The organism is Xenorhabdus sp. PB61.4 (assembly GCF_963894935.1).
Lineage (GTDB): Bacteria > Pseudomonadota > Gammaproteobacteria > Enterobacterales > Enterobacteriaceae > Xenorhabdus > Xenorhabdus stockiae.
In genome coordinates, this window is the sequence record NZ_CAWQJR010000160.1 from 1 (window position 1) to 24058 (window position 24058).

Annotated in this window: 25 protein-coding genes, 2 tRNA genes and 1 other RNA gene; 21 read left to right on the top strand and 7 right to left on the bottom strand. The window is 43.1% G+C overall.

What is annotated here, in order from left to right; all coding sequences use genetic code 11:
• The first annotated feature begins 429 nt into the window (after window positions 1-429).
• From cydA to aroG, 16 genes are all read left to right on the top strand, one after another.
• On the top strand, window positions 430-2016 hold the full coding sequence (gene cydA / locus AACX68_RS10875) for a cytochrome ubiquinol oxidase subunit I (protein WP_228859158.1): 1587 nt from the start codon (window positions 430-432) through the stop codon (window positions 2014-2016).
• A gap of 14 nt (window positions 2017-2030) precedes the next feature.
• Window positions 2031-3170, top strand: a complete 1140-nt coding sequence (gene cydB, locus AACX68_RS10880; RefSeq protein WP_099124639.1) for a cytochrome d ubiquinol oxidase subunit II — start codon at window positions 2031-2033, stop codon at window positions 3168-3170.
• A gap of 13 nt (window positions 3171-3183) precedes the next feature.
• Window positions 3184-3300 (top strand): cytochrome bd-I oxidase subunit CydX, encoded by a 117-nt coding sequence (gene cydX / locus AACX68_RS10885; protein WP_099109110.1) that lies wholly within the window; start codon window positions 3184-3186, stop codon window positions 3298-3300.
• Window positions 3300-3590 carry a cyd operon protein YbgE gene (gene ybgE, locus AACX68_RS10890; protein WP_228859159.1) on the top strand — a complete coding sequence of 97 codons (291 nt, stop codon included), beginning with the start codon at window positions 3300-3302 and terminating at the stop codon, window positions 3588-3590. Before cydX ends, ybgE begins: the two co-directional genes overlap by 1 nt.
• Before the next feature lie 125 nt (window positions 3591-3715).
• On the top strand, window positions 3716-4120 hold the full coding sequence (ybgC, locus tag AACX68_RS10895; RefSeq protein WP_339385651.1) for a tol-pal system-associated acyl-CoA thioesterase: 405 nt from the start codon (window positions 3716-3718) through the stop codon (window positions 4118-4120).
• Window positions 4117-4806, top strand: a complete 690-nt coding sequence (gene tolQ / locus AACX68_RS10900) for a Tol-Pal system protein TolQ (RefSeq protein ID WP_099109113.1) — start codon at window positions 4117-4119, stop codon at window positions 4804-4806. Before ybgC ends, tolQ begins: the two co-directional genes overlap by 4 nt.
• Before the next feature lie 22 nt (window positions 4807-4828).
• Window positions 4829-5260, top strand: a complete 432-nt coding sequence (gene tolR, locus AACX68_RS10905; RefSeq protein WP_086953752.1) for a colicin uptake protein TolR — start codon at window positions 4829-4831, stop codon at window positions 5258-5260.
• Window positions 5261-5296: 36 nt separating this feature from the next.
• Window positions 5297-6373 (top strand): cell envelope integrity protein TolA, encoded by a 1077-nt coding sequence (gene tolA / locus AACX68_RS10910; protein WP_228859160.1) that lies wholly within the window; start codon window positions 5297-5299, stop codon window positions 6371-6373.
• Between the two features lie 169 nt (window positions 6374-6542).
• The gene (gene tolB / locus AACX68_RS10915) at window positions 6543-7850 is read left to right on the top strand and encodes a Tol-Pal system beta propeller repeat protein TolB (RefSeq protein WP_228859161.1); all 1308 of its coding nucleotides are present in this window, start codon (window positions 6543-6545) and stop codon (window positions 7848-7850) included.
• 43 nt (window positions 7851-7893) lie between these two features.
• Window positions 7894-8400: a peptidoglycan-associated lipoprotein Pal gene (gene pal, locus AACX68_RS10920; protein WP_099109116.1), complete on the top strand. Its 507-nt coding sequence runs from the start codon at window positions 7894-7896 to the stop codon at window positions 8398-8400.
• Between the two features lie 9 nt (window positions 8401-8409).
• Complete coding sequence (gene cpoB, locus AACX68_RS10925; RefSeq protein WP_228859162.1) at window positions 8410-9174, top strand: cell division protein CpoB; 765 nt, start codon at window positions 8410-8412, stop codon at window positions 9172-9174.
• Between the two features lie 161 nt (window positions 9175-9335).
• A tRNA-Lys gene (locus AACX68_RS10930) sits at window positions 9336-9411 on the top strand.
• Window positions 9412-9442: 31 nt separating this feature from the next.
• Window positions 9443-9518: transfer RNA gene (locus AACX68_RS10935), tRNA-Lys, on the top strand.
• Between the two features lie 37 nt (window positions 9519-9555).
• Window positions 9556-9688, top strand: a non-coding RNA gene (locus AACX68_RS10940) — RtT sRNA.
• A gap of 311 nt (window positions 9689-9999) precedes the next feature.
• Window positions 10000-10746 (top strand): nicotinamide riboside transporter PnuC, encoded by a 747-nt coding sequence (gene pnuC / locus AACX68_RS10945; protein WP_228859163.1) that lies wholly within the window; start codon window positions 10000-10002, stop codon window positions 10744-10746.
• A gap of 199 nt (window positions 10747-10945) precedes the next feature.
• Window positions 10946-11998 (top strand): 3-deoxy-7-phosphoheptulonate synthase AroG, encoded by a 1053-nt coding sequence (gene aroG / locus AACX68_RS10950; RefSeq protein ID WP_228859164.1) that lies wholly within the window; start codon window positions 10946-10948, stop codon window positions 11996-11998.
• 51 nt (window positions 11999-12049) lie between these two features.
• Here the strand turns inward: aroG and gpmA are convergent, their stop codons facing one another.
• The 4 genes from gpmA to modE all read right to left on the bottom strand — a co-directional run bounded on the left by gpmA (window position 12050) and on the right by modE (window position 16667).
• Window positions 12050-12802, bottom strand: coding sequence for a 2,3-diphosphoglycerate-dependent phosphoglycerate mutase (gene gpmA, locus AACX68_RS10955; protein ID WP_099122496.1), 753 nt, complete (start codon window positions 12800-12802; stop codon window positions 12050-12052).
• A 185-nt stretch (window positions 12803-12987) separates the two neighbouring features.
• Window positions 12988-13818 (bottom strand): CPBP family intramembrane glutamic endopeptidase, encoded by an 831-nt coding sequence (locus AACX68_RS10960; protein WP_228859165.1) that lies wholly within the window; start codon window positions 13816-13818, stop codon window positions 12988-12990.
• A 231-nt stretch (window positions 13819-14049) separates the two neighbouring features.
• Complete coding sequence (gene modF / locus AACX68_RS10965) at window positions 14050-15534, bottom strand: molybdate ABC transporter ATP-binding protein ModF (RefSeq protein ID WP_228859166.1); 1485 nt, start codon at window positions 15532-15534, stop codon at window positions 14050-14052.
• A gap of 296 nt (window positions 15535-15830) precedes the next feature.
• The gene (modE, locus tag AACX68_RS10970; RefSeq protein WP_228859167.1) at window positions 15831-16667 is read right to left on the bottom strand and encodes a molybdenum-dependent transcriptional regulator; all 837 of its coding nucleotides are present in this window, start codon (window positions 16665-16667) and stop codon (window positions 15831-15833) included.
• A gap of 229 nt (window positions 16668-16896) precedes the next feature.
• Between modE and AACX68_RS10975 the strand changes: the two genes are divergently transcribed.
• Window positions 16897-17037 carry an AcrZ family multidrug efflux pump-associated protein gene (locus tag AACX68_RS10975; RefSeq protein WP_228859168.1) on the top strand — a complete coding sequence of 47 codons (141 nt, stop codon included), beginning with the start codon at window positions 16897-16899 and terminating at the stop codon, window positions 17035-17037.
• Window positions 17038-17148: 111 nt separating this feature from the next.
• Here the strand turns inward: AACX68_RS10975 and AACX68_RS10980 are convergent, their stop codons facing one another.
• Window positions 17149-18372 (bottom strand): MFS transporter, encoded by a 1224-nt coding sequence (locus tag AACX68_RS10980; RefSeq protein WP_304957238.1) that lies wholly within the window; start codon window positions 18370-18372, stop codon window positions 17149-17151.
• 369 nt (window positions 18373-18741) lie between these two features.
• Here AACX68_RS10980 and modA point away from each other — a divergent pair, with 369 nt between their 5' ends.
• The 3 genes from modA to modC are packed head-to-tail and all read left to right on the top strand — an operon-like array spanning window position 18742 to window position 21292.
• A complete protein-coding gene (gene modA, locus AACX68_RS10985; protein ID WP_228859169.1) occupies window positions 18742-19524 on the top strand; it encodes a molybdate ABC transporter substrate-binding protein in 783 nt (260 codons plus the stop codon).
• 17 nt (window positions 19525-19541) lie between these two features.
• Complete coding sequence (gene modB / locus AACX68_RS10990; protein WP_228859170.1) at window positions 19542-20234, top strand: molybdate ABC transporter permease subunit; 693 nt, start codon at window positions 19542-19544, stop codon at window positions 20232-20234.
• Window positions 20228-21292: a molybdenum ABC transporter ATP-binding protein ModC gene (modC, locus tag AACX68_RS10995; RefSeq protein WP_228859171.1), complete on the top strand. Its 1065-nt coding sequence runs from the start codon at window positions 20228-20230 to the stop codon at window positions 21290-21292. The genes modB and modC overlap by 7 nt, the downstream gene beginning before the upstream one ends.
• A 61-nt stretch (window positions 21293-21353) precedes the next feature.
• On the opposite strand, the gene AACX68_RS11000 is transcribed toward modC, so the two are convergent.
• A complete protein-coding gene (locus AACX68_RS11000; protein ID WP_228859172.1) occupies window positions 21354-22169 on the bottom strand; it encodes a pyridoxal phosphatase in 816 nt (271 codons plus the stop codon).
• A 147-nt stretch (window positions 22170-22316) separates the two neighbouring features.
• Between AACX68_RS11000 and pgl the strand changes: the two genes are divergently transcribed.
• Entirely contained in the window at window positions 22317-23303 is a 987-nt protein-coding gene (gene pgl, locus AACX68_RS11005) for a 6-phosphogluconolactonase (RefSeq protein WP_228859173.1), read from the top strand.
• 86 nt (window positions 23304-23389) lie between these two features.
• On the opposite strand, the gene AACX68_RS11010 is transcribed toward pgl, so the two are convergent.
• A complete protein-coding gene (locus tag AACX68_RS11010) occupies window positions 23390-23968 on the bottom strand; it encodes a hypothetical protein (RefSeq protein ID WP_228859174.1) in 579 nt (192 codons plus the stop codon).
• Window positions 23969-24058: the final 90 nt, after the last annotated feature.

Below are 24058 nucleotides of genomic sequence, written 5' to 3' on the forward strand. Positions count from 1 at the left end.
TTATAATGCTTTTCACAGCAAAAAATATATTAACAGGCATTATTGGCAACAAATAATTAACACTAAATCAACTGTAATGAAATAATAGCTGTAATACTTAACAAGAAAATGAAAAAAATGACTAAAATCAATTTATTACTATAAATTCTGTTCGCTTAAATTGATTTAATTGATCTAGAATAAAGAGATATTACCTCATAAATGAACGGCACTGTTGGTCTGTATTCAGAATTCTAGTCTGAGTCACGTAAAAGCTATTTATTGTGTGTGAATATAGGCGTAATATTATTGAGATTTATACTGGATTTAATTTACTTAATAATTTGTTGTTGTGTTTGAGGCATTTATTGCTGGTAGTTACGAGACTTTCATTTAATGAAGTCGGGTTGCCGCAAGTCGGTGTCTTCCTGCTAGGAGCAAGGAGTCAAGATGTTTGATATTGTCGAACTGTCACGATTACAGTTTGCCTTAACTGCTATGTACCATTTTCTATTCGTACCATTGACGCTCGGCATGGCGTTCTTGCTTGCGATAATGGAAACGGTATATGTCCTGTCTGGCAAGCAAATCTATAAAGATATGACGAAATTCTGGGGTAAGTTATTTGGTATTAACTTTGCTCTGGGTGTTGCAACAGGTTTGACTATGGAGTTCCAGTTCGGAACAAACTGGTCATATTTCTCACATTATGTTGGTGATATTTTTGGTGCACCATTAGCCATTGAAGGCCTGATGGCTTTCTTCCTTGAATCCACATTTGTTGGCTTATTCTTTTTCGGTTGGGATCGTCTCAGCAAGAAACAGCATCTGGCGGTAACATGGCTGGTTGCATTAGGTTCTAACTTCTCTGCTTTATGGATTCTGATTGCGAATGGCTGGATGCAAAACCCGATTGCATCTGATTTCAATTTTGAAACCATGCGTATGGAAATGGTGAGCTTTAGCGAGCTTGTGCTGAACCCTGTTGCTCAGGTGAAATTCGTTCATACTGTTGCTGCTGGTTATGTGACAGGCGCGGTTTTCGTCTTGGGAATAAGCTCCTACTATCTGCTTAAAGGGCGGGATATTCCGTTTGCTAAGCGTTCTTTTGCAGTTGCATCAAGTTTTGGTATTGCGGCAGTATTGTCTGTCATTGTACTGGGTGATGAATCCGGATACGAAATGGGGGACGTACAAAAAACCAAACTGGCTGCGATTGAAGCAGAATGGGAAACACAGGCACCTCCGGCTGCATTCACACTGATAGGTATTCCTGATCAGGATAAGATGGAAAATAAATACTCCATCCATATTCCTTACGTCTTAGGTCTTATAGCGACCCGCTCAACTGATACTCCTGTGATTGGTCTGCGTGACTTGATGAGTCAGCATGAGCAACGTATCCGTAACGGTCTTAAAGCCTATGAGTTACTGGAAGAATTACGTGCAGGCAATACTGATCCGGCAGTACGTAGCGCATTCAACGAAAGCAAGAAAGATCTTGGCTACGGTATGCTGGTCAAACGTTACACTCCAGAGGTAACAAACGCGACAGAAGAACAGATCAAAGCAGCTGCGAAAGACTCTATTCCACGTGTAGCTCCACTCTATTTTGCATTCCGTATCATGGTTGCCTGTGGCTTTATCATGCTGTTGGTTATTGGCCTGGCATTCTTCAGTGTTATCCGTAACCGTATCGGTCAGCAGAAGTGGTTGTTGCGAGCAGCACTGTTCAGTATTCCATTGCCGTGGATTGCTGTTGAAGCAGGCTGGTTTGTTGCAGAGTATGGCCGTCAGCCGTGGGCAATTGGTGAAGTATTACCAACTGCGGTTGCCGCTTCGACACGCAGTGTCGGGGATCTGATTTTCTCAATGGCACTGATTTGTGGTCTGTATACCTTGTTCTTGATTGCTGAAATGTTCCTGATGTTCAAATTTGCCCGTCTTGGCCCAAGTAGTCTCAAAACAGGGCGCTATCATTTTGAACAAAAAGCCGTTTCTTCAACGAAGAATTCTTCAGTGAACAGTATTGAGTAAGCGGGAGTCCACTTATGCTTGATTATGAAGTATTACGATTTATATGGTGGCTGCTGATTGGTGTGTTGCTAATCGGGTTTGCAGTGACCGATGGTTTTGATATGGGTGTTGGTGTCCTGTTGCGGGTTATTGGCAAAAATGACACTGAACGCCGTATCATGATTAACTCTGTAGCCCCTCACTGGGATGGCAATCAGGTTTGGTTAATCACGGCCGGTGGAGCATTATTTGCTGCCTGGCCAATGGTATATGCTGCTGCTTTCTCCGGTTTCTACGTCGCGATGATTCTGGTACTGGCGGCTCTGTTCTTCCGTCCGGTTGGTTTTGACTATCGTTCAAAACTGGAAGACAGAAAATGGCGTAATATGTGGGATTGGGGGATTGTTGTCGGCAGTTTCGTGCCACCGTTGGTGATTGGCGTGGCATTCGGCAACCTGCTACAGGGTGTGCCACTGGCGGTAGATTCTTATTTACGTGTATCTTATGAAGGATCTTTCTTCGGGCTACTGAACCCTTATGGTCTTCTCGCCGGTATTGTCAGTTTGATGATGATCATTACGCAGGGAGCAACTTACCTGCAAATGCGTACTACAGGTGAATTACACCTGCGCTCCCGTACTGCGACACAGGTTTGTGCGTTAATCACAGCGGTGGCTTTCTTACTGGCGGGTGTGTGGCTGATTTACGGTATCGATGGTTATGTTGTGACTGGCGGTCTGGATGTAAACGGCGTATCTAACCCATTACATAAAGAAGTGGTTCAACAGGCAGGTGCATGGCTGATAAACTTTAATAACCAGCCGATATTGTGGGCGATACCTGCACTGGGTGTGGTTTTCCCTCTGTTGACTATGTTAGCCACCAAACTGGATAAAGGTGCCTGGGCTTTCCTGTTCTCATCATTGACGGTTGCCTGCATTATTTTGACCGCAGGGATATCCATGTTCCCGTTTGTGATGCCATCAAGCCTTGATCCAAATGTCAGTCTGACCATGTGGGATGCAACATCCAGTCAGTGGACACTACAAATTATGTTCGTTGTTGCACTTATCTTCGTTCCTATTGTTTTGTCATACACCATCTGGTGTTACTACAAAACCTTCGGGCGGCTGGATAAGGGTTACATTGAAAACAACAAACATTCACTGTACTAAAGGAGCATAGCACATGTGGTATTTTGCCTGGATTCTCGGAACGCTCTTAGCTTGTAGTTTTGCCATTATTGCGGCTTTAGCTCTTGAGCACAGTGAGTCAAAAAAAGTAACTGAGAGTGACAAAAAATAATGTTGGTTGATAGACTTTATCAGCTAATAATGAATAAGGGCCTGTTGAGGGCCCTTATCCTCATTATGGCTTTAGGGCTTGCTTTATGTATTTTGTGGGATCCGACCCGATTTGCATCGAACACCAGTTCGTTGATGATATGGCAGGGTCTTTTACTGATTTGGGCAATTTGTTCAGGGGTTATTTTCGGTGTTGGGTTTAATCCTGAACATTTCGTCTGGCGTCTCTTCTTTCATCCATTACCTGCACTTTTAATCCTTATTTTTGGCTTATATCATTTCTTTAAGTAAACTATTTGTAATTTTATAGGATACTGGTCCATAAATTTTTTTTGACTAGTTTAATAACAACCCATTCCAAAGCGCTATTGTCTTAAGTATAGTGGCAGCGTCAATTAGTCTGATTAGGATTATGTGTGAGTAATATGTTGTTCCGTTGGCCTATCCGTGTTTATTACGAAGACACAGATGCTAGTGGTGTGGTCTATCACGCTCAATATCTGGCTTTTTATGAAAGAGCCCGCACAGAAATGTTGCGTGATAAGGGCTTCCACCAGAAGTATATGTTGGATGAACAAATTGGTTTTGTTGTCAGTCGCATGACCGTTGACTACCGGAAGCCAGCCAGATTGGATGATCAGCTGGTTGTGGAGTGCGAGGTGACAAATATCCGCGGTGCTTCGCTGACATTTACTCAACGGATAATTGATTGCAATGATGTAGTTATCAGTAACGCAGAATGTCTGGTCGTCTGCGTAAATTCATCTCAAATGAAGCCTATTGCGCTTCCAAAGTCTATTGTCGCGGAGTTTAAGCAGTGACTGACATGAACATCCTAGATTTATTCCTGAAGGCAGGCTTTTTAGTACAGCTGATCATGTTAATTCTGATTGGTTTTTCTGTCGTCTCTTGGGCGATTATTATTCAAAGAACAAGAATTCTGAATTCCGCTACTCGGGAAGTGGAAGCATTTGAAGATAAATTCTGGTCTGGGATTGAATTGTCTCGCCTTTATAAAGAGAGTCAGTCACATCGTGATTCATTAAGCGGTACTGAACAAATTTTCTATTCTGGCTTTAAAGAATTTTCTCGTTTACATCAGGCAAACAGCCATGCGCCTGAAGCTATTCTGACCGGGGCCTCCCGTGCTATGCGTATCTCCATGAACCGTGAATTGGAAACACTGGAAAATCATATTCCATTCCTGGGTACCGTCGGTTCTATCAGCCCTTATATCGGCCTGTTCGGGACTGTCTGGGGAATTATGCACGCTTTTATTGCGTTGGGATCAGTGAAACAGGCAACGTTACAGATGGTTGCGCCCGGTATCGCAGAAGCTCTGATTGCAACAGCAATCGGTCTGTTTGCAGCCATTCCTGCCGTTATGGCTTATAACCGTCTGAATCAGCGTGTCAATAAACTAGAACAAACTTACGACAATTTTATGGAAGAATTTCTGGCGATATTACACCGTCAGGCTTTTGTTTCTAATACTAACAAGTCGTAATAAAGAGTAAGGGGAAAAGCGAATGGCGCGCACTCGCAGTCGCAGACGTGAGCTAAAATCCGAAATTAATATCGTTCCCTTGCTGGACGTGTTACTGGTTTTACTGCTGATTTTTATGGCAACCGCACCAATTATTACGCAAAGCGTAGAAGTTGATCTACCTGACTCAGTGGATTCAAAAACGGTTTCCAGCACTGATAATCCTCCCGTTATAGTAGAGGTTTCTGGGGTAGGGCGGTACAACATGGTTGTTAATCAGGAGCGTCTGGAATTATTACCAGAGCAACAAATTATTGCTGAAGCTCAAACTCTGATAAAAGCTAACCCTAAAACAATTTTCTTGATTGGGGGTTCAAAAGAAGTTCCTTATGATGAAGTCATCAAGGCTCTGAATATGCTTCGTCAGGCGGGAGTGAAATCAGTGGGTTTAATGACTCAGCCTATTGGCGCCTGAATGGCGGCTTACACTTAAAGTTTCTGGATGTCGAGCGTGGGAAAGACAAACAAGCAAAACAGCAGGCTAAATCGCGCCATTATTATTTCAGTTATTTTGCACATTATCCTGTTCGGGTTTCTGATTTGGGGCTCTTTAGAACAAAAAACTGAGATGGGCGGTGGTGGAGTCGGTGGTACAGTTATTGATGCGGTTATGGTCGATCCAAATGCCGTAGTTCAACAATATAACCAGCAGCAACAGCAACAGGCTAATGCAAAGCTGGCTGAGCAGCAGCGGAAGAAAAAAGCCGAACAACAGGCCGCTGAATTGCGGGCTAAGCAGGCGGAAGAGCAAGAGCGCCTGAAAGCTGCGGAAGAAGAGCGGATAAAGGCACAGCAGGTTGCGCAAGAGCAGAAAAAACAGGCTGATGCTGCTGCCGCTAAAGCTCGTCAAGAGCAGAAAATTGCAGAAAAAGCAGCAGCCAAAGCGAAAGCAGAGCAGGAACGAATTCTGAAAGAACAGGAAGAGGCTCGACAAAAGGCCGAGGCTCAGGCCAGAAAAGAAGCTGAAGAAGCGGCGAAACGTAAAGCCGAAGCGGAAGCGAAGGCAAAAGCAGAGGCTGAGGCAAAAGCTAAAGCAGAAGCCGAAGCGAAGGCTAAAGCGGCGGCTGAAGAGAAAGCTAAAGCGGAAGCAGCAGCTAAAGCCAAAGCAGAGGCCAAAGCAAAAGCGAAAGCCAAGGCAGAAGACGCCAAACAGGCTCAGACAGTCGATGATTTGTTAGGGGGGCTAACTTCCGACACACCTAAACCGGGAGGTGCATCCGCAGCAGGTAAAGGCGGAGGCAAAAAAAGTGGCGCTTCTGAATCAGATATTCAGAACTATATTGGACAAGTAAAGGCCGCAATACAGGCTAATTTCTATGATTCAAAATCGTATGCAGGGCTTACTTGTCAGTTGCACATCAAGTTGGCTCGCGATGGTTTATTGATTGATATTAAAGCTGGCAAGGGAGATCCCGCATTATGTCAGGCTGCAATTAGTGCGGCTGGTTTAGCAAAAAAAATGCCTCGCCCATCAAGTGAAGAAATTTATGAGCACTTCAAGAACTTCTCACTAGACTTTAATCCGTAGTAAGATAAATATTTGGTAATAATAGACAATTTATTAGGTAAAACTGCGGATAATTTATCTATGTAAACAAAATCATCAGATTTTATTTAGGTATCTGGTTTTGTTTGTTGGCGTTTGTTAGAATCCGGCGGATTATTGCGGGCATGGTGATCGCGATAAGGGAGAGATGATGAAGCAAACTTTTAAACTGACGTTTAAGGCATTATTGGGCTTTCTGCTGCTGTGGGCAACAGTTGCCCGTGCGGAAGTTCGCATTGAAATTACAGAGGGTGTTGATTCAGCCCGTCCTATTGGTGTTGTACCATTCAAATGGACTGGGGCGGATAATCCACCTGAAGCAATTGGTTCTATTGTTGCAGCTGATTTGAGAAACAGTGGGAAGTTTAATCCCATCACTTCAGATCGTATGCCACAACAACCTACCACAGCATCTGAAATTACGCCTGCCGCATGGTCTGCCCTTGGGATAGATTCAGTGGTTGTCGGTCAGGTTCAGCCTGCTGCTGATGGTAAATATTTAGTTTCCTATCAATTGGTTGATGTCGTTGGTACGCCAGGTTCGGTCTTGGCTCAGAATCAATTTCAAGTTGATAAAAAATGGTTGCGCTATGCTGCGCATACAGTCAGTAATGAAGTTTTTGAAAAGCTGACGGGTATCAAGGGAGCATTTGCGACTCGTATAGCTTATGTCGTTAAGAAAACAGCCACAGATAAATACCCGTATGAATTGCGTGTTGCTGATTATGACGGCTATAACGAAAATATCGTGCATCGTTCACCAGCACCTTTAATGTCACCGGCATGGTCACCAGATAGTTCTCAACTGGCTTATGTGACATTTGAAGGCGGGCACTCTTCTTTGGTGATCCAGACACTGGCAACAGGGGCTGTGCGTCAGATTGCATCGTTTCCTCGTCACAACGGTGCACCGGCATTTTCTCCAGACGGCACCAAGCTCGCTTTTGCATTATCTAAAACGGGCAGCCTGAATTTATATTTGATGGATTTGGCCTCAGGGCAAATTCATCAGATAACGGATGGTCGCAGTAACAATACTGAGCCAAGCTGGATGCCGGATAATAAGACGCTGGTCTATACTTCGGACCAGGGCGGTCGCCCACAGTTATATAAAATTGATATTAATGGCGGTGCTCCACAACGACTGACTTGGGAAGGTTCACAGAACCAGGACGCTGATGTGAGTCCTGACGGTACTTTTATCGTTATGGTCAGCACAGCGAGTGGCAGTCAGCACATCGCCAAACAGGATCTGGCTACGGGATCTGTTCAGGTTTTGACAGATACGTTTCTAGATGAAACGCCGAGTATCGCACCTAACGGCACTATGGTTATTTATAGCTCCACCCAAGGGTTGGGGACTGTATTGCAGCTAGTTTCGACTGACGGACGTTTCAAAGCGCGTCTTCCGGCTACTGATGGACAGGTGAAATCTCCTGCCTGGTCGCCGTATCTGTGATGCATAATAAGTATGTATGGCAAACTATAAAAGGATCAAAGAGATGCAATTGAACAAAGTGCTAAAAGGGCTGATGTTAGCTTTACCAATCATGGCCGTAGCAGCGTGTAGTAATACTAATAAAAATGGTAACAGTGATCAGTCAGGCGTAAGCACTGTTGATAATTCTTCTAAAGCAGGTCTGTCTGCTGAAGAATTAGCACGTCAGCAAATGCAGGAACTGCAAAACCACAACATCGTATACTTCGGTTTCGATAAATACGACATCAACAATGAATTCGCTCAGATGCTGGATGCACACGCTGCATTCCTGCGTAGCAATCCATCTGTTAAAGTGACTATCGAAGGTCATGCGGATGAGCGTGGTACTCCTGAGTACAATATCGCTCTGGGTGAGCGTCGTGCAAATGCAGTTAAAATGTATCTGCAAGGCAAAGGCGTTTCAGCTGACCAGCTTGCTGTTGTTTCTTACGGTAAAGAAAAACCAGCAGTACTGGGTCATGACGAAGCAGCATACGCTAAAAACCGTCGCGCTGTAATCGTATACTAAGAGTAATGCATGAACAGTAACTTCAGACGTTTTGTATTGGGTCTGTCGTTATTGGTTGGCGTAGCGGCTCCCTGGGCCGCTACCGCCCGAGCGCCAATCAGTAATGTCGGCTCAGGCTCCACCGATGAGCGCCTTTCCCAGTTAGAGCGTATTTCTGACGCTCACAGTCAGTTATTAACTCAACTTCAGCAGCAGCTCGCTGATTCTCAGCGTGATATTGATACGCTACGTGGTCAGATTCAGGAAAATCAGTACCAATTAAATCAGGTTATTGAGCGCCAGAAGGACATTTATCAGCAACTGGATAAAATCACCAACCCTTCAGGCTCTGAAACTGATAATGCTACTCCGTCAGCAGAGAAAAGCGCAGATAATCAACCGGCTGCTGCCACGAGTACAGGCAGTGAGAAGGGAGATTATGATGCTGCCGTCGCTTTGGCTATTAATACCAAGGAGTATGATAAGGCAATCGTCGCTTTTCAGAACTTTGTCAAAGCGTATCCTAAGTCGAAATATCTTTCGAATGCTAACTATTGGTTAGGTCAGCTGAATTACAACAAAGGCAAGAAGGATGATGCGGCTTATTATTTTGCGACTGTGGTGAAAAATTATCCTAAGTCATCAAAAAGCAGCGATTCCTTGTATAAAGTTGGTCTGATTATGCAGGAAAAAGGGCAAAAGGATAAAGCCAAGGCAGTTTATCAGCAGGTAGTTAAGCAATATCCCGGTACCAACGCGGCAAAAATGGCTGCCAAAAAGATTACTGGAATGTAATAGTTATCCCCAAAAGGTTATATATCGGTCTTTTTGGGGATAATTGGGTGATTAGTAGTCGCTTGAACGGGTTTTAATAAAATAAATGTTGCGCAGCGCTGAGAAATCAGTAATATATGCCGCCGTTGGCAAGCAATAGTGTTACTAAGCAAGATGTAAATGGGTCGTTAGCTCAGTCGGTAGAGCAGTTGACTTTTAATCAATTGGTCGCAGGTTCGAATCCTGCACGACCCACCATTTAAATCTTCAATTCAGACATACCCCAGATGGGTCGTTAGCTCAGTCGGTAGAGCAGTTGACTTTTAATCAATTGGTCGCAGGTTCGAATCCTGCACGACCCACCATCTAAATTCTCAATCCAATATTCTTCAAATAATTAATAACCTCAATTGGTAGAGCAGTTGGCTTTTAATCAATTGGTCACAGGTTCGAGCCGAGCGAAGCGAGATAACAACGCATAAGCGTTGGCCCGAAGGGTGAGGCCGGAGGCCGAATCATCCTGCCCGACCCATCTGTATATATTCTAATGTCACTCTGTGTTTATTTTAATTATTCTAAAACTAAATAAGTTTCTTTTTATAATGCCGCTAATTATTTTAAAATCGTTATTATTTAACAATTATTAATAATTGGTTTTTATGTTTACCATATCAGCGTCTGGTAATTAACATTAAAATTTCTAAAATACTTAAAGACTTTTACTTAAAAACTCGTTATCTTGTTTAGTATATAAAACAAAAACTGGCTATAGGGTTGGTTTTGAGCCTGATTTAATGCCTTTGTTATTGATATACTAAACATTAATTATGGTAAGGATAAAAAAGCATGGATTTTCTCAGCAGGTTTTTCAGTATAAATAACCACATTCCGGTAGAAATATTTGGTTATCAACCTTCATATATCGAGGCTGTTGGTACAATTGCGGGTTTATTATGTATCTGGCTTGCGAGTCAGGAAAAAATTATTAACTATTTATTTGGTTTAATTAATGTTTCCCTATTTGCGGTGATATTTTTTCAAATCCAGCTTTATGCCAGTCTTATGCTACAAATTTTCTTCTTTGCTGCAAACATTTATGGTTGGTATGCCTGGAGCAGAGTCGATGAACAGCAACAAAAAGAATTAAAGATCCGCTGGCTTAGCCCCAAACAGATGTTCAGTGTGGCTACTGTTTCCCTCCTTTTTATCCTGATAATGACATTTAATATTGACCAAATATTTGGTTATATGGCAAAAGTTTCTGTTGTTGCTTTACAGGGAATGGGCTTTGGGATCACTATGCCTGATTTGTTGCCAGATGCTTTCCCGTTCTGGGATTCGGTAATGACCGTTTTATCAATAGTAGCTATGATTCTCATGACCCGTAAGCATGTAGAAAATTGGCTGCTGTGGGTGATTATTAATGTGATCAGCGTTGCCATTTACTACAAGCAAGGCGTATTAGCGATGTCGTTGCAGTATATTATTCTGACAGGAATTGCTTTGAACGGTGCTCGTCTATGGATAAAAGTAGCTAAGAATAATCATGAAACATCATCTACAGTGAGTACTTCCACTGAAAATTCAAATTAATAACTAGCCCGGAACAGGCCATAATAATTTATGGCCTGTTCGTTGATATTCCATTTATACATATCCTCTTTCTAATTTTCTCTTTTATAAAAAGTCTGCTTATTTACTCACAAAGATTATTTACAGCACTTCATCTAACAGTTAGATTGAGATCACAAAATTATTTTAAACAACTGTAAACACATTAGGTGATAGGCCGATGAATTACCAGAATGACGATGTAAGGATAAGAAAAATAACAGAATTATTGCCACCAGTTGCATTGCTTGAAAAATTCCCTGCAACAAAAGACACTGCTACTACCGTTCGTGAAGCTCGCGAAGCCATTCATAACATTTTAACTGGTGCAGATGATCGTCTATTGGTAATAATTGGCCCATGTTCAATTCATGACCCAAAGGCTGCACTGGAATATGCAGAGCGTCTGAATAAATTGCGCCGCGAATTGAAAGCAGATCTGGAAATCGTGATGCGGGTTTATTTTGAAAAACCCCGTACTACAATCGGTTGGAAAGGGTTAATCAATGACCCGAAAATGGATTGTAGCTTTGATATTAATGATGGATTACGCACAGCACGCAAACTTCTGCTCGATATTAATGATATTGGGTTGCCGGCAGCAGGTGAATTCCTTGATATGATTACCCCTCAGTATCTTGCCGATCTTATGAGCTGGGGAGCAATAGGAGCACGTACAACTGAGTCTCAGGTTCACCGTGAGCTGGCATCAGGGCTGTCCTGCCCGGTGGGTTTTAAAAACGGTACTGACGGCACAATAAAAGTAGCGATTGATGCCATCAATGCTGCCGGCTCATCACACTGCTTCCTGTCAGTAACTAAATGGGGTCATTCTGCCATCGTTAATACGACGGGCAATCAGGATTGCCATATTATTCTGCGTGGCGGAAAAGAGCCAAACTACAGTGCTGAACATGTCAGCGCGGTGAAAGAAGGTTTATTAAAAGCAGGATTGAAACCGCAGGTAATGATTGATTTCAGCCATGCAAACAGTGCGAAGCAGTTCAAAAGGCAGATGGATGTAGGGGCTGATGTTTGTGGCCAGATCTCTGCCGGAGAGAATGCGATTATCGGTGTGATGGTTGAAAGCCATCTGGTTGAAGGCAACCAAAGTTTAGATGATGATGAGCCACTGGTTTATGGGAAAAGTGTGACAGATGCCTGTATTGGCTGGGATGATACAGAAACGCTATTACAGCAGTTGTCTCAGGCTGTCAGAACACGCCGAGGATGATTTTGCATGAAAAAAGCCGGAGTGATTTCCGGCTTTTTATATTTTACTCAATTATTTCGCTTTACCCTGGTTTGCGACAGCAGCTGCTTTTGCAGCGATTTCATCTGCATTACCCAGATAATAGTGTTTAATTGGCTTCATATTCTCGTCAAATTCATAAACCAGCGGTACAGCCGTTGGAATATTTAACTCAAGAATTTCGTCTTCGCCCATATTATCCAGATACTTCACCAGTGCGCGCAGAGAATTGCCGTGAGCAGCGATGATAACTTTTTCACCGTTTGCAACGCGAGGTTTAATGACTTCTTCCCAGTAAGGAACAACACGTTCGATAGTCGTTGCCAGGCTTTCTGTGACAGGAAGTTCTTCTGGTTTCAGGTTTGCATAGCGAGGGTCATGGCCGGGATAACGTTCATCATCTTTGGTCAGATCAGGAGGAGTGATGGCAAAGCCACGACGCCACAATTTAACCTGATCATCACCATACTTAGCCGCAGTTTCTGCTTTATCCAGACCTTGCAGGGCACCATAATGGCGTTCATTCAGTTTCCAGCTTTTCTCAACCGGTAGCCATTGTTGATCGACCTGATCCAGAATATTCCACAAAGTATGAATGGCGCGTTTTAAAACAGATGTGTAGGCGAAATCAAAAGCAAAACCTTCCTGTTTCAGCAATTGACCAGCCTGTTGTGCTTCATTGCGACCTTTATCAGACAGTTCAACATCAGTCCAGCCCGTAAAACGGTTCTCTTTGTTCCACTCGCTCTCACCATGTCTTACAAGAACCAGCTTAGTTACAGCCATAGCTTAAACTCCTATCATTACTTTTTAATACAAAATGAAATGCTCGCTGCGGGCATTATATGGCGCGATAGACTGAAACAGCAAACAATAGTCGATGAACTTCTGTCTTAAATCATATATGGGGGAAGTTGCAGCCTGACTGGCTGCAACTTGAAATCCATTGTGTATAGATAGGATAGCGGAAATTAGCTGATGATCGCTTTAATCGGATAAGTGTAAAACAGCAGGTGTAACACATTAAGGGTAAAATGGAATCCGACAGCTACCCATAAACGGCCACTCCACATCCACGCTATACCATAAATCAGGCCTGCCAGTGTTGCGAAGGCCATCAATAGTCCACCGCCTGCGAAGTGGGCGGCACCAAATAGCAAAGAAGTAATGATCAGTGCAAAATAGGGATTCATCCACTGACTGAGCTTTTGCTGAATATAGCCACGGAATAGGGCTTCTTCTGCCAGTGAGACAAATAAAATATTGGCAACAACGAAGGCAGGAAACCAGCCTGGCAGGTGGAGTTCAACTGCCAACCCGCCAAGCGTTGTAGCAAGCCCTAATAATGCTGGTATCGCTGCGATTAAAAATGCCCAGCCGTGGGCAGGAGCATTAACTACTGGGTTACAGCGGAATAGGCTTGGCATACAGCACAATAAAAGAAAAGGAACCAGTGCCTTGTCAAAATTGAAGTACATGGAAAAAGGTGCGCTGAGTGGCCCAACCTGTACTTTGTCCAGATATTTCAGATTATGAAAACCGGGAATAAAATGTATAAATAACAAAATACTAACGATAACCAACATGGCTTCGGTAATGCTTTTACCGATAATATGCCTTTTGCTATTGAAATAGACATGCGCCACACCCAATACACTTATCATTAATAATGAGATGATCGCGGGGTAGGCCAGTATATGAGTGCTGATCCCAACAGCGATAGCTAAGAATGCAATGAAAAATGCGATTTTTTGGCGAATATCTAACAGTGCCAGCGAAGCGGCAAGTAAAGTCCAGCCCATACAATTCTCGGTTCTTTTAAAAAATAGGTAAACGATCTAAAAAATAGGGCGGGATTTTATAGCAAGAGACAAAAAATTCAAAAAAATAATAAGAACTATCAAAAAAATGTTTATATAACACGCTACACTTTTATCCCTCTTCAGCATCAGCTCAGACAGGAATTGATATTTTATGGATTTCAGGCCGGCCTCCGGTCAGAGGTGGCCTGAAACATGAAGAGTATTAGAAAATCACAAAAGAGGGCTAAAAGTCAGTTCAGTTTCATAACGATAAATATCGCCATCAGGAATAAATTTTAGTCGATGGGTGATGCATTCTGGAGCATCTTCCTGATGATGTGAGACAAACAGAAGTTGCGTATCGCCATTTTTAATCATGATATCAATGAAACGCAGGACTAACTGCCGGTTGAGTGAATCAAGCCCTTGCAATGGCTCATCAAGAATTAACAAAACCGGGTGTTTCACTAAGGCGCGGGCAATTAATACAAGGCGTTGCTGACCCCATGACAGACTATGAAACGGACTGTTTGCAGCTGTATCGGATAAACCCAATAATGCCAGCCACTCATCTGCCAATTGTCGTTGACGATCAGAAACGGCCTGATAAAGCCCGATGGAGTCGAAGAAACCGGAAAGAATAACATTACGGACGCTGGTACTGACACGATATTCAAGGTGAATACTATTACTGACATAGCCAATGTGGCGTTTAATATCCCAGATAGTTTCTCCACTGCCTCGCTGGCGACCAAATAGAACCAGCTGATTACTGTAACCCTGCGGATGATCGCCGGTAATCAGGCTGAGAAGAGTAGATTTTCCGGCCCCATTCTCGCCAATAATCTGCCAGTTTTCACCGGGATTAACCTGCCAGCTTAGGCCATGTAATATCGGTTTATCATTGTATTGAACAATAACATCACGCATTGATACCAGCGGTTGATCTGAGGGAAGCTGCTCATCAATTCGGTATTCATCTGTTTCCGGCAGCCGAATATGCTTTAGCTTTTCACTATGTGCTAATTGTGCAACCAGAGATTCAGCCAAAACGTGCTTTTTTTCTCCGGATAGCATCAGCTGACAATCGGCGAGTACACCAATTCTCTCAACAAAAGCAGGGATCTGGTTAAACCTGTTTAACAGGAAAATCAGAGTGATACCTTTTTCGGCCAGTGTTGCTAATAGCTGAGATAACTGAGTGCGGGCATAAGCATCTAATCCGTCAAAAGGCTCATCAAGGATAAGAAGGTCTGGATCCGCCATTAATGCCTGACAAAGCAACACTTTTCGCACTTCACCGGTAGAAAGATACTTGAAACGGCGTGAAAGCAGATCCTTAATGCCAAAATATGCTGAGAGCTCAAGGCACAATTCATTATCTTTATGGTGGAGCTGAATGATTTCTGCGGCAGTGTGTCCAGTATCGTCCTCATCCTCACTGAGCAGGTCTGTATTGTTGCGTTGCCATTCTTTATCAACCAGTTGCTGAAGTTGCTCGAAAGAGAGGCGTACAGGAGTATGAAACGAGCATTGTATTTCACCCGTCAGTTGGGTTAATTCATTCGATAAAACACAGGCCAGAGAAGACTTCCCACTGCCATTAGAACCGACAAATGCCCAGTTCTCCCCAGAGATGATTTTTAGTGACGGTATCTTCAGGATACGGGTGTCACTTAAACGGAAACTACCTTGCGATACTTGCAATTCAGACATTTTTCTTCCTTATTTAAGCAACATCAACTAAAGGATCACAGAAATAAGCGGAATAATGTTCAATGTCAATGAGTAGTCGTCTGTTATTCGTTATGGATTTATATTTCAGGATGGGGGAATATTAATTGTTAGGGGGGCATTCGGATGCCCCTGACGGGGGCAAATATACCCGTCGTCTTTCAAATTGCCTCTTTGTTGGCTGCACTCGTTCACTCCAGTCGCCGCATAGTTATTTATGCTCAGGGGACTTATTCCTCTGCCGCCGCGATGCAACTCGAAATCCATAGGATATATACCTAATTTAATGCTGCAATAATCACTTTATCAGCTCCAAAAAGAGCGGTGACAATATCATTCGGCTGAAGGCCTAAATTTTCTATTTCCTGATTGGATAATGTGGCGCAGAGAGATTCGCCACTACTCAGATTCACGATAATTTCGCTGCACTGTGCTCCTGCCTCAATCTGGCTGATTTGGCCGGATAACTGATTTTCAAAAACGGCGGCGTTTTTGAAAGAGTCAATGTCTCCGGAAGAAGTCGTGTTGCAGGAAACGGTAGCTCCTTTTCGTAAGGTAATCCACGGTGCTTTAATAAGCGCGATCACCTCTTTTCCTTTTATCAGGCCTAAGCGTTCAGCACTTTGTTCTGTTACAGAAGCGCGGATAGAGGTTTTGCCATCAGCCAGCAGGATACAAATATTTTGCTGAATATTTCCATTATCACGCTCAACGATTGTACCGAAAAATTGATTTCTGGCGCTGGACTGTAAAGAAAACCGCGAAATGGCTGCCAGCAGACTATCCAGAGGCAGTGAATCCTGTTTGAGAGCATCGAATGCCTTTTGCTGAATTTGTTCCAGCAGGCCGTAAAGCTGTATCAGGCGTTCGCCATAAGGAGTCAGTTGAGCGCCACCGCCACCTTTGCCACCGGTTGCTCGTTCAACCAATAGCTCATCTGCCAGATGGTTCATCTCATTAATGGCATCCCAGGCGCTTTTATAACTGATACCAGCCTGTCTGGCACCCTGACTAATAGAGCCCGTAATTTTTATCTGCTTCAGCAATTCAATCCGCCGAGGATCGGCAAAAACCCGATGCTGCAATTTAAGAGTTAATAATATTTCGGCTTGCATAGTGATTCATTTCAGGTAACTATTTGAAAGTTTTTATAGAATAACCGTAAGAATCGCACGTTTCGTCGGTTACTGTTACCTTTTTATTGTCTAGAATAGCGTAATTGTTGTCTGTGCAGTAAAGCGTTTTGTTTCATTACCGGACGCACATTGCCCGATGGAAATGAAGCTGAATCAGGCACAGCTTATTGGTCGATTCGATGATAGTCATTCATGATATGAGGTATACATGTTTGAACTGATTAAAAGTATAGCGTTTGAACTGGTCATGGTTCCTGTTGTCATGGCAGTCATTCTTGGATTGATTTATGTGTTGGGTGAATTGTTTAACCTTATCTCTAAAAGTGAAACAAAAGGTATTGAGCGCTAATTTTGGTTTAATTTGATCGCCAGCGCCTCTGCGATTCTTGTTCCTAAAGAAATCATATCCTGAAAGCATATCGTTGATAAACCCTGTTACTTTAAACAGGGTTTATTTTTATCACGGTATAAGTTCTATCTGACGAGTCTCTTTCCCCAGCCAAATCACAGCACCTACAGCCACCAGAATTGAAAAGCCGAACAGGGAAAAAATCAGGGAGATCGATGAATTCATCGCTACCAGATAACCGACCATTAAAGGGCCAATGATACCACCTATCCGCCCGACTGATGCCGCCATACCAGCACCGGTTGCGCGAATTGCTGTCGGATATTGTTCTGGGGTGTAGGCGTAGATTGCTCCCCAGGCACCAAGATTGAAAAACGACAGCAAAATACCAAAGATCAGAAGCTGGGTAATACTATCAGCTGTACCGAAGAAATAGGCACTGACAGCCGTTCCGATGAGATAGCTCGCCAGAACGAATTTACGTCCGTAGCGTTCAATCATCCATGCGGCAGTAAAGTAGCCGGGAAGCTGAGCCAGCGTCATGATTAGTACATATTGGAAACTTTTTATCAGGCTAAACCCCTTCAGCATCATGACGCTTGGCAGCCACAAAAACATACCATAATAGGAAAAGACTACGCAGAACCACAAAACCCACAACATGACTGTTGCCCGACGATAATCGGCCGACCATACTTCCCGTATATTATGCATAATTGAATTGAGGGGTTTCCGGGCGCGCATTTGTGTATAGCGTGGCGAATCAGGTAAATGCAAACGAAGGTAGATAGCGTAAAAAGCCGGTAGAGCACTCAGCAGCATGGCAACTCGCCACCCATAACTTGGAATAACAAAGTAAGCAATCAATGCCGCGGCAAGCCAGCCGAAGGCCCAGAAGCTTTCCAATATCACAACCAGACGCCCGCGTTCATGGGGCTCCACGCTTTCAGACACCAGTGTTGATGCGACAGGAAGTTCTCCGCCTAAACCCATACCGATAATAAAACGCAGAACCAATAATGCAGCTAATGTGGTCACCAATGCCGTTAAGCCACTGCCTACACTAAACAGCAGTAATGTAACAATAAAGGCTGACTTTCGTCCGGTTTTATCAGCCATCACGCCAAAGACAAAAGCACCGACAGCCATGCCTATCGAATTAATACTACCTATCCAGCCTAACTGTTCTGAGCTCAGTCCCCAATCCTGTTTTAGGGCTGCCAGTAAGAAGGATAAGAGACCGACATCCAGAGCATCAAACATCCAGCCCAGGCCAGCTATTGTCAGCAGCCGTTTTTTGGTGATGTCTTTTTGTAATGGGGTGGTGTGTAACAAAAGTTAGCCCTCATTTATGTAAAATATCGAATGTTTTTCGCTTTAAAAATGCACTCTGTTCCGGCACATATTCAGCAGTTATATTCAATGAATTTTGTGTTGTATTGTGGTCAACAAAGAGGCAGCCTGAAAGACGAAAAATATATAATACAACGGGATATAGCACTGTATATAACATCTTTTCTCCGTATTACTATATTGACAATACTGAAGATTATTTGTGTTTTCTGAGTAATCTTTACATCAAATTAATACAAAAGCTAAAACTAGCTCACAACTTGCCGATTAATCTCAGAATAGTATTTTCATTTAACGTTGTATCTTGTTATATACAGCGCACCGTTTTGGTTATCATAAGTGGAATACAACATGAAAAAGCGCGTAATAAAGAATTTTTATCAGTTATTGGCAGGGGCTGTAGTGTCTTTTGCTCTTGTTGGCAACAGTTGGGCAGAGGGAAAAGTCACTGTTTTTGCTGCTGCGTCACTGACGAATGCACTTAATGATATTGCCGAACAGTATAAAAAAGACAATCGGGGAGAAGTTGTTGCTTCTTACGCATCATCTTCAACACTGGCTCGTCAGATAGAGCAGGGAGCCCCTGCAGATCTGTTTATTTCTGCTGACCAACAATGGATGGATTACATTTCGGGCAAGAAACTCATTATTGAAGATACTCGTCATACTTTGTTGGGGAATCAACTGGTTCTGATTGCGCCTAAAAAGAGTAAGCTGCATAAAATCGATATCAATCAGGAAACAAAATGGAGTTCTTTGCTGGCCGGAGGTCATCTGGCTGTTGGTGATCCTGACCATGTGCCTGTTGGTATTTATGCCAAAGAATCCCTGCAATATCTGGGAGCATGGGATTTAGTTAATCCGTTGCTGGCCCGTACTAACAATGTGCGTAGTGGTATGGCTCTGGTCGAGCGTGAAGAAGTGCCACTGGGAATTGTTTATGGATCTGATGCTGTTGCCAGCAAAAAAGTGAAAGTTGTTGGTGTATTCCCGCAAAAGAGTCATAAACCGGTGGAATATCCGATTGCAATTATTAAAGGTCATGAAAATCAGGCGGTACAGGATTTTTATGATTATCTTAAAACCCCTGAAGCCGTAGAAATTTTCACACGTTACGGTTTTAATTCACTGTAGGAACTGTTCTTTTGGAGATGTTAAGTGAATATGAATGGCAGGCAATTTTACTGAGTCTGAAAGTCTCAGGGATTGCAGTGCTGCTCAGTTTGCCATTAGGGATTTTGATGGCATGGGTTCTGGCACGTTGTCAGTTTTTCGGGAAATCCCTGCTGGATAGTGTTATCCATTTACCGCTGGTCTTACCCCCGGTTGTTGTTGGTTATCTGCTGCTAATGAGTATGGGGCGTCGCGGTATATTCGGGGAGTTTCTCTATGACTGGTTCGGTGTTAGCTTTGCATTTAACTGGACAGGTGCTGCTCTGGCTTCGGCTGTTGTTTCCTTTCCGCTCATGGTCAGGGCAATCCGTCTGGCTCTGGAAGCTATAGATCTTCGTCTGGAACAGGCGGCCCACACGTTAGGAGCCAGTTCACTTAAGGTCTTTTTCACGATTACTTTACCACTTTCATTGCCGGGTATTATTGTTGGCTCTGTGCTGGCATTTGCCCGCTCATTGGGTGAATTTGGCGCAACCATCACTTTTGTGTCAAATATTCCCGGTGAGACTCGTACCATTCCTCTTGCCATGTACACATTGATTGAAATGCCCGGTGCAGAAACTGCCGCCGCACGTTTATGTGTGATCGCGGTAATTTTGGCTCTGGTGTCATTACTGCTGTCTGAATGGCTGACCCGTTGGGGAAGAAAACGTCTGGGGGCAGCATGTTAGAATTAAATTTCGAACAGCATCTGGGTGATCTGCATATGCAGGTTGATACCACATTGCCAGCGGAAAGCATTACTGCCATTTTTGGGCTTTCCGGCGCAGGAAAAACCTCGCTAATTAATGCCATTGCCGGTTTGACCCGGCTACAAAAAGGCCGCATTACCTTAAACGAACGCATTCTGGTAGATACAGAACACAAAATATTTCTACCACCGGAAAAACGTCGAATCGGCTATGTATTTCAGGATGCCCGGCTTTTCCCTCATTATCGGGTCAAAGGAAATTTGCAATATGGCATGTCACCGGACATGCAACCACATTTTGGCAAAATTGTAGAATTGCTTGGTATTGAGCATCTGCTATCACGTTTTCCAATAACCTTATCTGGTGGGGAAAAACAGCGGGTTGCGATTGGGCGGGCATTATTGACGGGGCCTGAACTCTTGCTGATGGATGAACCTATGGCCTCACTGGATCTGCCCCGTAAACGTGAATTATTGCCGTATCTGGAAAAATTGTCTGAAGATATCAAAATTCCGATCCTGTATGTCAGTCACAATCTGGATGAAATTATCCATCTGGCTGATAACGTAGTTGTTATGGATAAAGGAAAAATCAGGATGTCGGGCACACTGGAAGAAGTGTGGTCAAACAGCATCCTGCGTCCGTGGCTGCAAAAGGATAACCTGAGCAGTATATTAACTGTAACAGTGATGGAACATCATCAGCGTTACCATATGACAGCAGTGGCGGTGGCTGATAAGGCTCTCTGGTTACCGGAAATTAATGTTACAGAGGGAACTGATTTGCGTATCCGTATTGATGCTTCCGATGTTTCTTTAGTATTAGAGCCGCCAAAAGGCAGTAGTATTCGTAATACCTTACAGGTAAAAGTCATTGAATTTTTCGAGGATGCTGGTCAGGTTGATGTCAAACTTGCTCTGGGTGACCGTTATCTGTGGGCAAGGATTACTCCGTGGGCACGGGAAGTACTTAATTTGCGTGAAGGGCAATGGTTGTATGCGCAAATTAAAAGTATTGCGTTAAATCGGCACTTATAAACTGAATATAGTGGAATGGAAGGAGCACGGGTGGCTTATGCTCCTTCCATAGTGAAACAAATTACAGCACATATTTTCGGATAACTTCCGCAATACCGGGCTGAACATTATCTTTGGTAACAAGATCTGCCCGCGCTTTGACATCATCAACGGCATTTCCCATTGCAACCCCCAAACCTGCGGATTCCAGCATACTGATGTCATTAAAATTATCGCCAAAAGCAATAACATCTTTCATACTCATCCCTTGTGATTCAACCCATTGCTGTAAACGCAGCCCTTTACTATTGCCCTTTTTGGCGATATCGACCTGATCAAACCATGACCATTCACACTCCAGATCGACTTCTTCCCTGATCTGCTCACTGACCTCACGTAATTTCGCTAAATCGGGGGACATAGTGGCAAGTTTCCAGATGAAATTGACATTATTCAGTGCTTCCTGAAAGTTGTTGATATGCAGGAGAGTAGGGCGCTGATGCTCAGGCAGAGAATCAGACCATGCAAGGGTTCGGGTAACGGTATGTGGAGACTCGTATAAAATAGCATCATCAACATACATCAGATGATCAATTTCAGTGCCCTGTAAATAAGAAAGTACTTGAGAGGCTTCCTGAATAGAGAGAGGATTAGCGGCCAGAACCTTTTTAGCCTGATAATCATATGAATAAGCCCCGTTACAGCAAATCGCCGGAGTATCGAGCTTAAGCGCCTGATAGAACGGATGGATGGCAACATGATGGCGGCCGGTGGCGATCAAAATCTTAATACCCGCTTGACGGGCTTCATTTAGAGCCGCGAGCGATTCTGGCAGAATATTTTTTTGTGGATCGAGCAGCGTTCCATCCAGATCCAGTGCGATAACGCGGTATGACATGAATTAGCCTCTAAACTGTTGATGATTTGAACAAACATTATATGTTAATGAAAAACAGTTAAACTGATAATTATAAGTTTAACAGACATATCTTTTCAGGAATCATTGCAGATCAATAAAATAGTGATGGAGCTTTAAGGAGAGAAAATGAAACAAGTAGTTTATACAGCGAGTCCGAATAGTCGTCAGATCCACGTCTGGTCCCTGAATATTGTCGGAGAACTTTCACTGCTCCAGACAGTCAGTGTGCCGGGCGAAGTACAGCCAATGGTCATCCATCCTGATGGAAAGCATTTATATGTTGGGATACGCCCTCAGTTCAGCATCATAACTTATGAAATCAGTACTGACGGACGATTGGAGCAGCAGTCCATTGCCCCATTACCGGGAAGTCCGACACATATCTCAACGGACAGAGCAGGGCGTTTTTTATTTTCGGCTTCCTATAGCTTCAATAATTTAAGTGTCCATCCTATTGATGAAGATGGCATTGCTAAAGCACCTATTCAAGTTGTAGAAGGACTGAAAGCGCCACATTCCGCCAATATTGATCGGGAAAACCGTCAGTTACTGGTTCCATGCCTGAAGGAAGATCACATCCGTATTTTTGATCTGAATGATCACGGATATCTGACAGAACGTCGTGCTGATGAAATGACGACAAAAGCCGGAGCTGGCCCACGCCACATGGCTTTTCATCCTGAGAAAGAAGCGATTTATTGCATCAATGAACTCGATTCAACCGTTGATGTACTGCGTAAATGGGAAAAATACCGGATTGTGCAGTCGCTTGATTCGTTACCTGCTGATTTCTCGGCTGTTCGCTGGTCTGCGGATATTCACATTACACCTGATGGCCGCCATCTTTATACCAGTGAGCGCTCTGAGAGTGTTATCAGTCACTTTATCGTGTCAGAAGATGGTTATCATCTGACATTGGCAGGGCATTATCCAACAGAAAGCCAGCCCCGTGGTTTTGCTATCGATCACAGTGGGTGTTTCTTAATTGCCTCTGGGCAGAAATCAGATCATATTTCCGTATCCGGTATTGATAAATACACCGGAAAACTTACTCAGTTGGCACGTTATCCGGTTGGTAAAGGCCCAATGTGGGTAACGGTACTGGCACTATAAGTAAAAAGCCGCGCAGATTTTTAGCGCGGCCATTAATTATTTTTCTGTAATATGCAGAAAAAGTAAATCTGGATTTAAAAATTATTTTAGACGAAATTAAAAGTTCCAATCCCGGAGAAAACGATAGGGTATGTAACCAATATATTATGCTGATATACAGAAATTAAATCACCTAAATAAACATTTCCTTTAAATAAACGCAGGTGAATTTTTTGTGGGTAAATAAAAAGCTGAAAATTAAGTGGTGTGTTTATGATTGTATTGGTGTGATGAACTACTCCGCTAAGATAAAGATTGTTAAGATTTATTTGTGGCATGTTATAGCTGCCATAAATATATCCGTTGAAATTAGCATTTCTTCTTGTATGTGGATTGTTGCCAATTAAAACAGGATAAGATGATACCTGAATGAATGGATAGCTTCCAATTTGATGATAGGTGTTAATATTAAAATATCCGCTAACATACTCTGCCGTTTTAATGACAGGAATAGGATAAATTGGTGGGTTTATTACAGGAATTCCCCCAAACAAATTAGCAAGTTCAGGCTTTTCTTTTGCTATAGCCTCATAATGTAATTGTTCTTGTTCATAAATATCCTGAGATTGTTTAAATATAGCTTCCATTTCTTCATTAGAAGGTACGGACAATTTTTCCTGATTCATAGTGTATTCCTCTCTGATTAAAGTAAATAAGACTGAGTGGAATATAACAAAAATATTTTCTTTAGATGAGAAAGAATGCATTTAATTGAT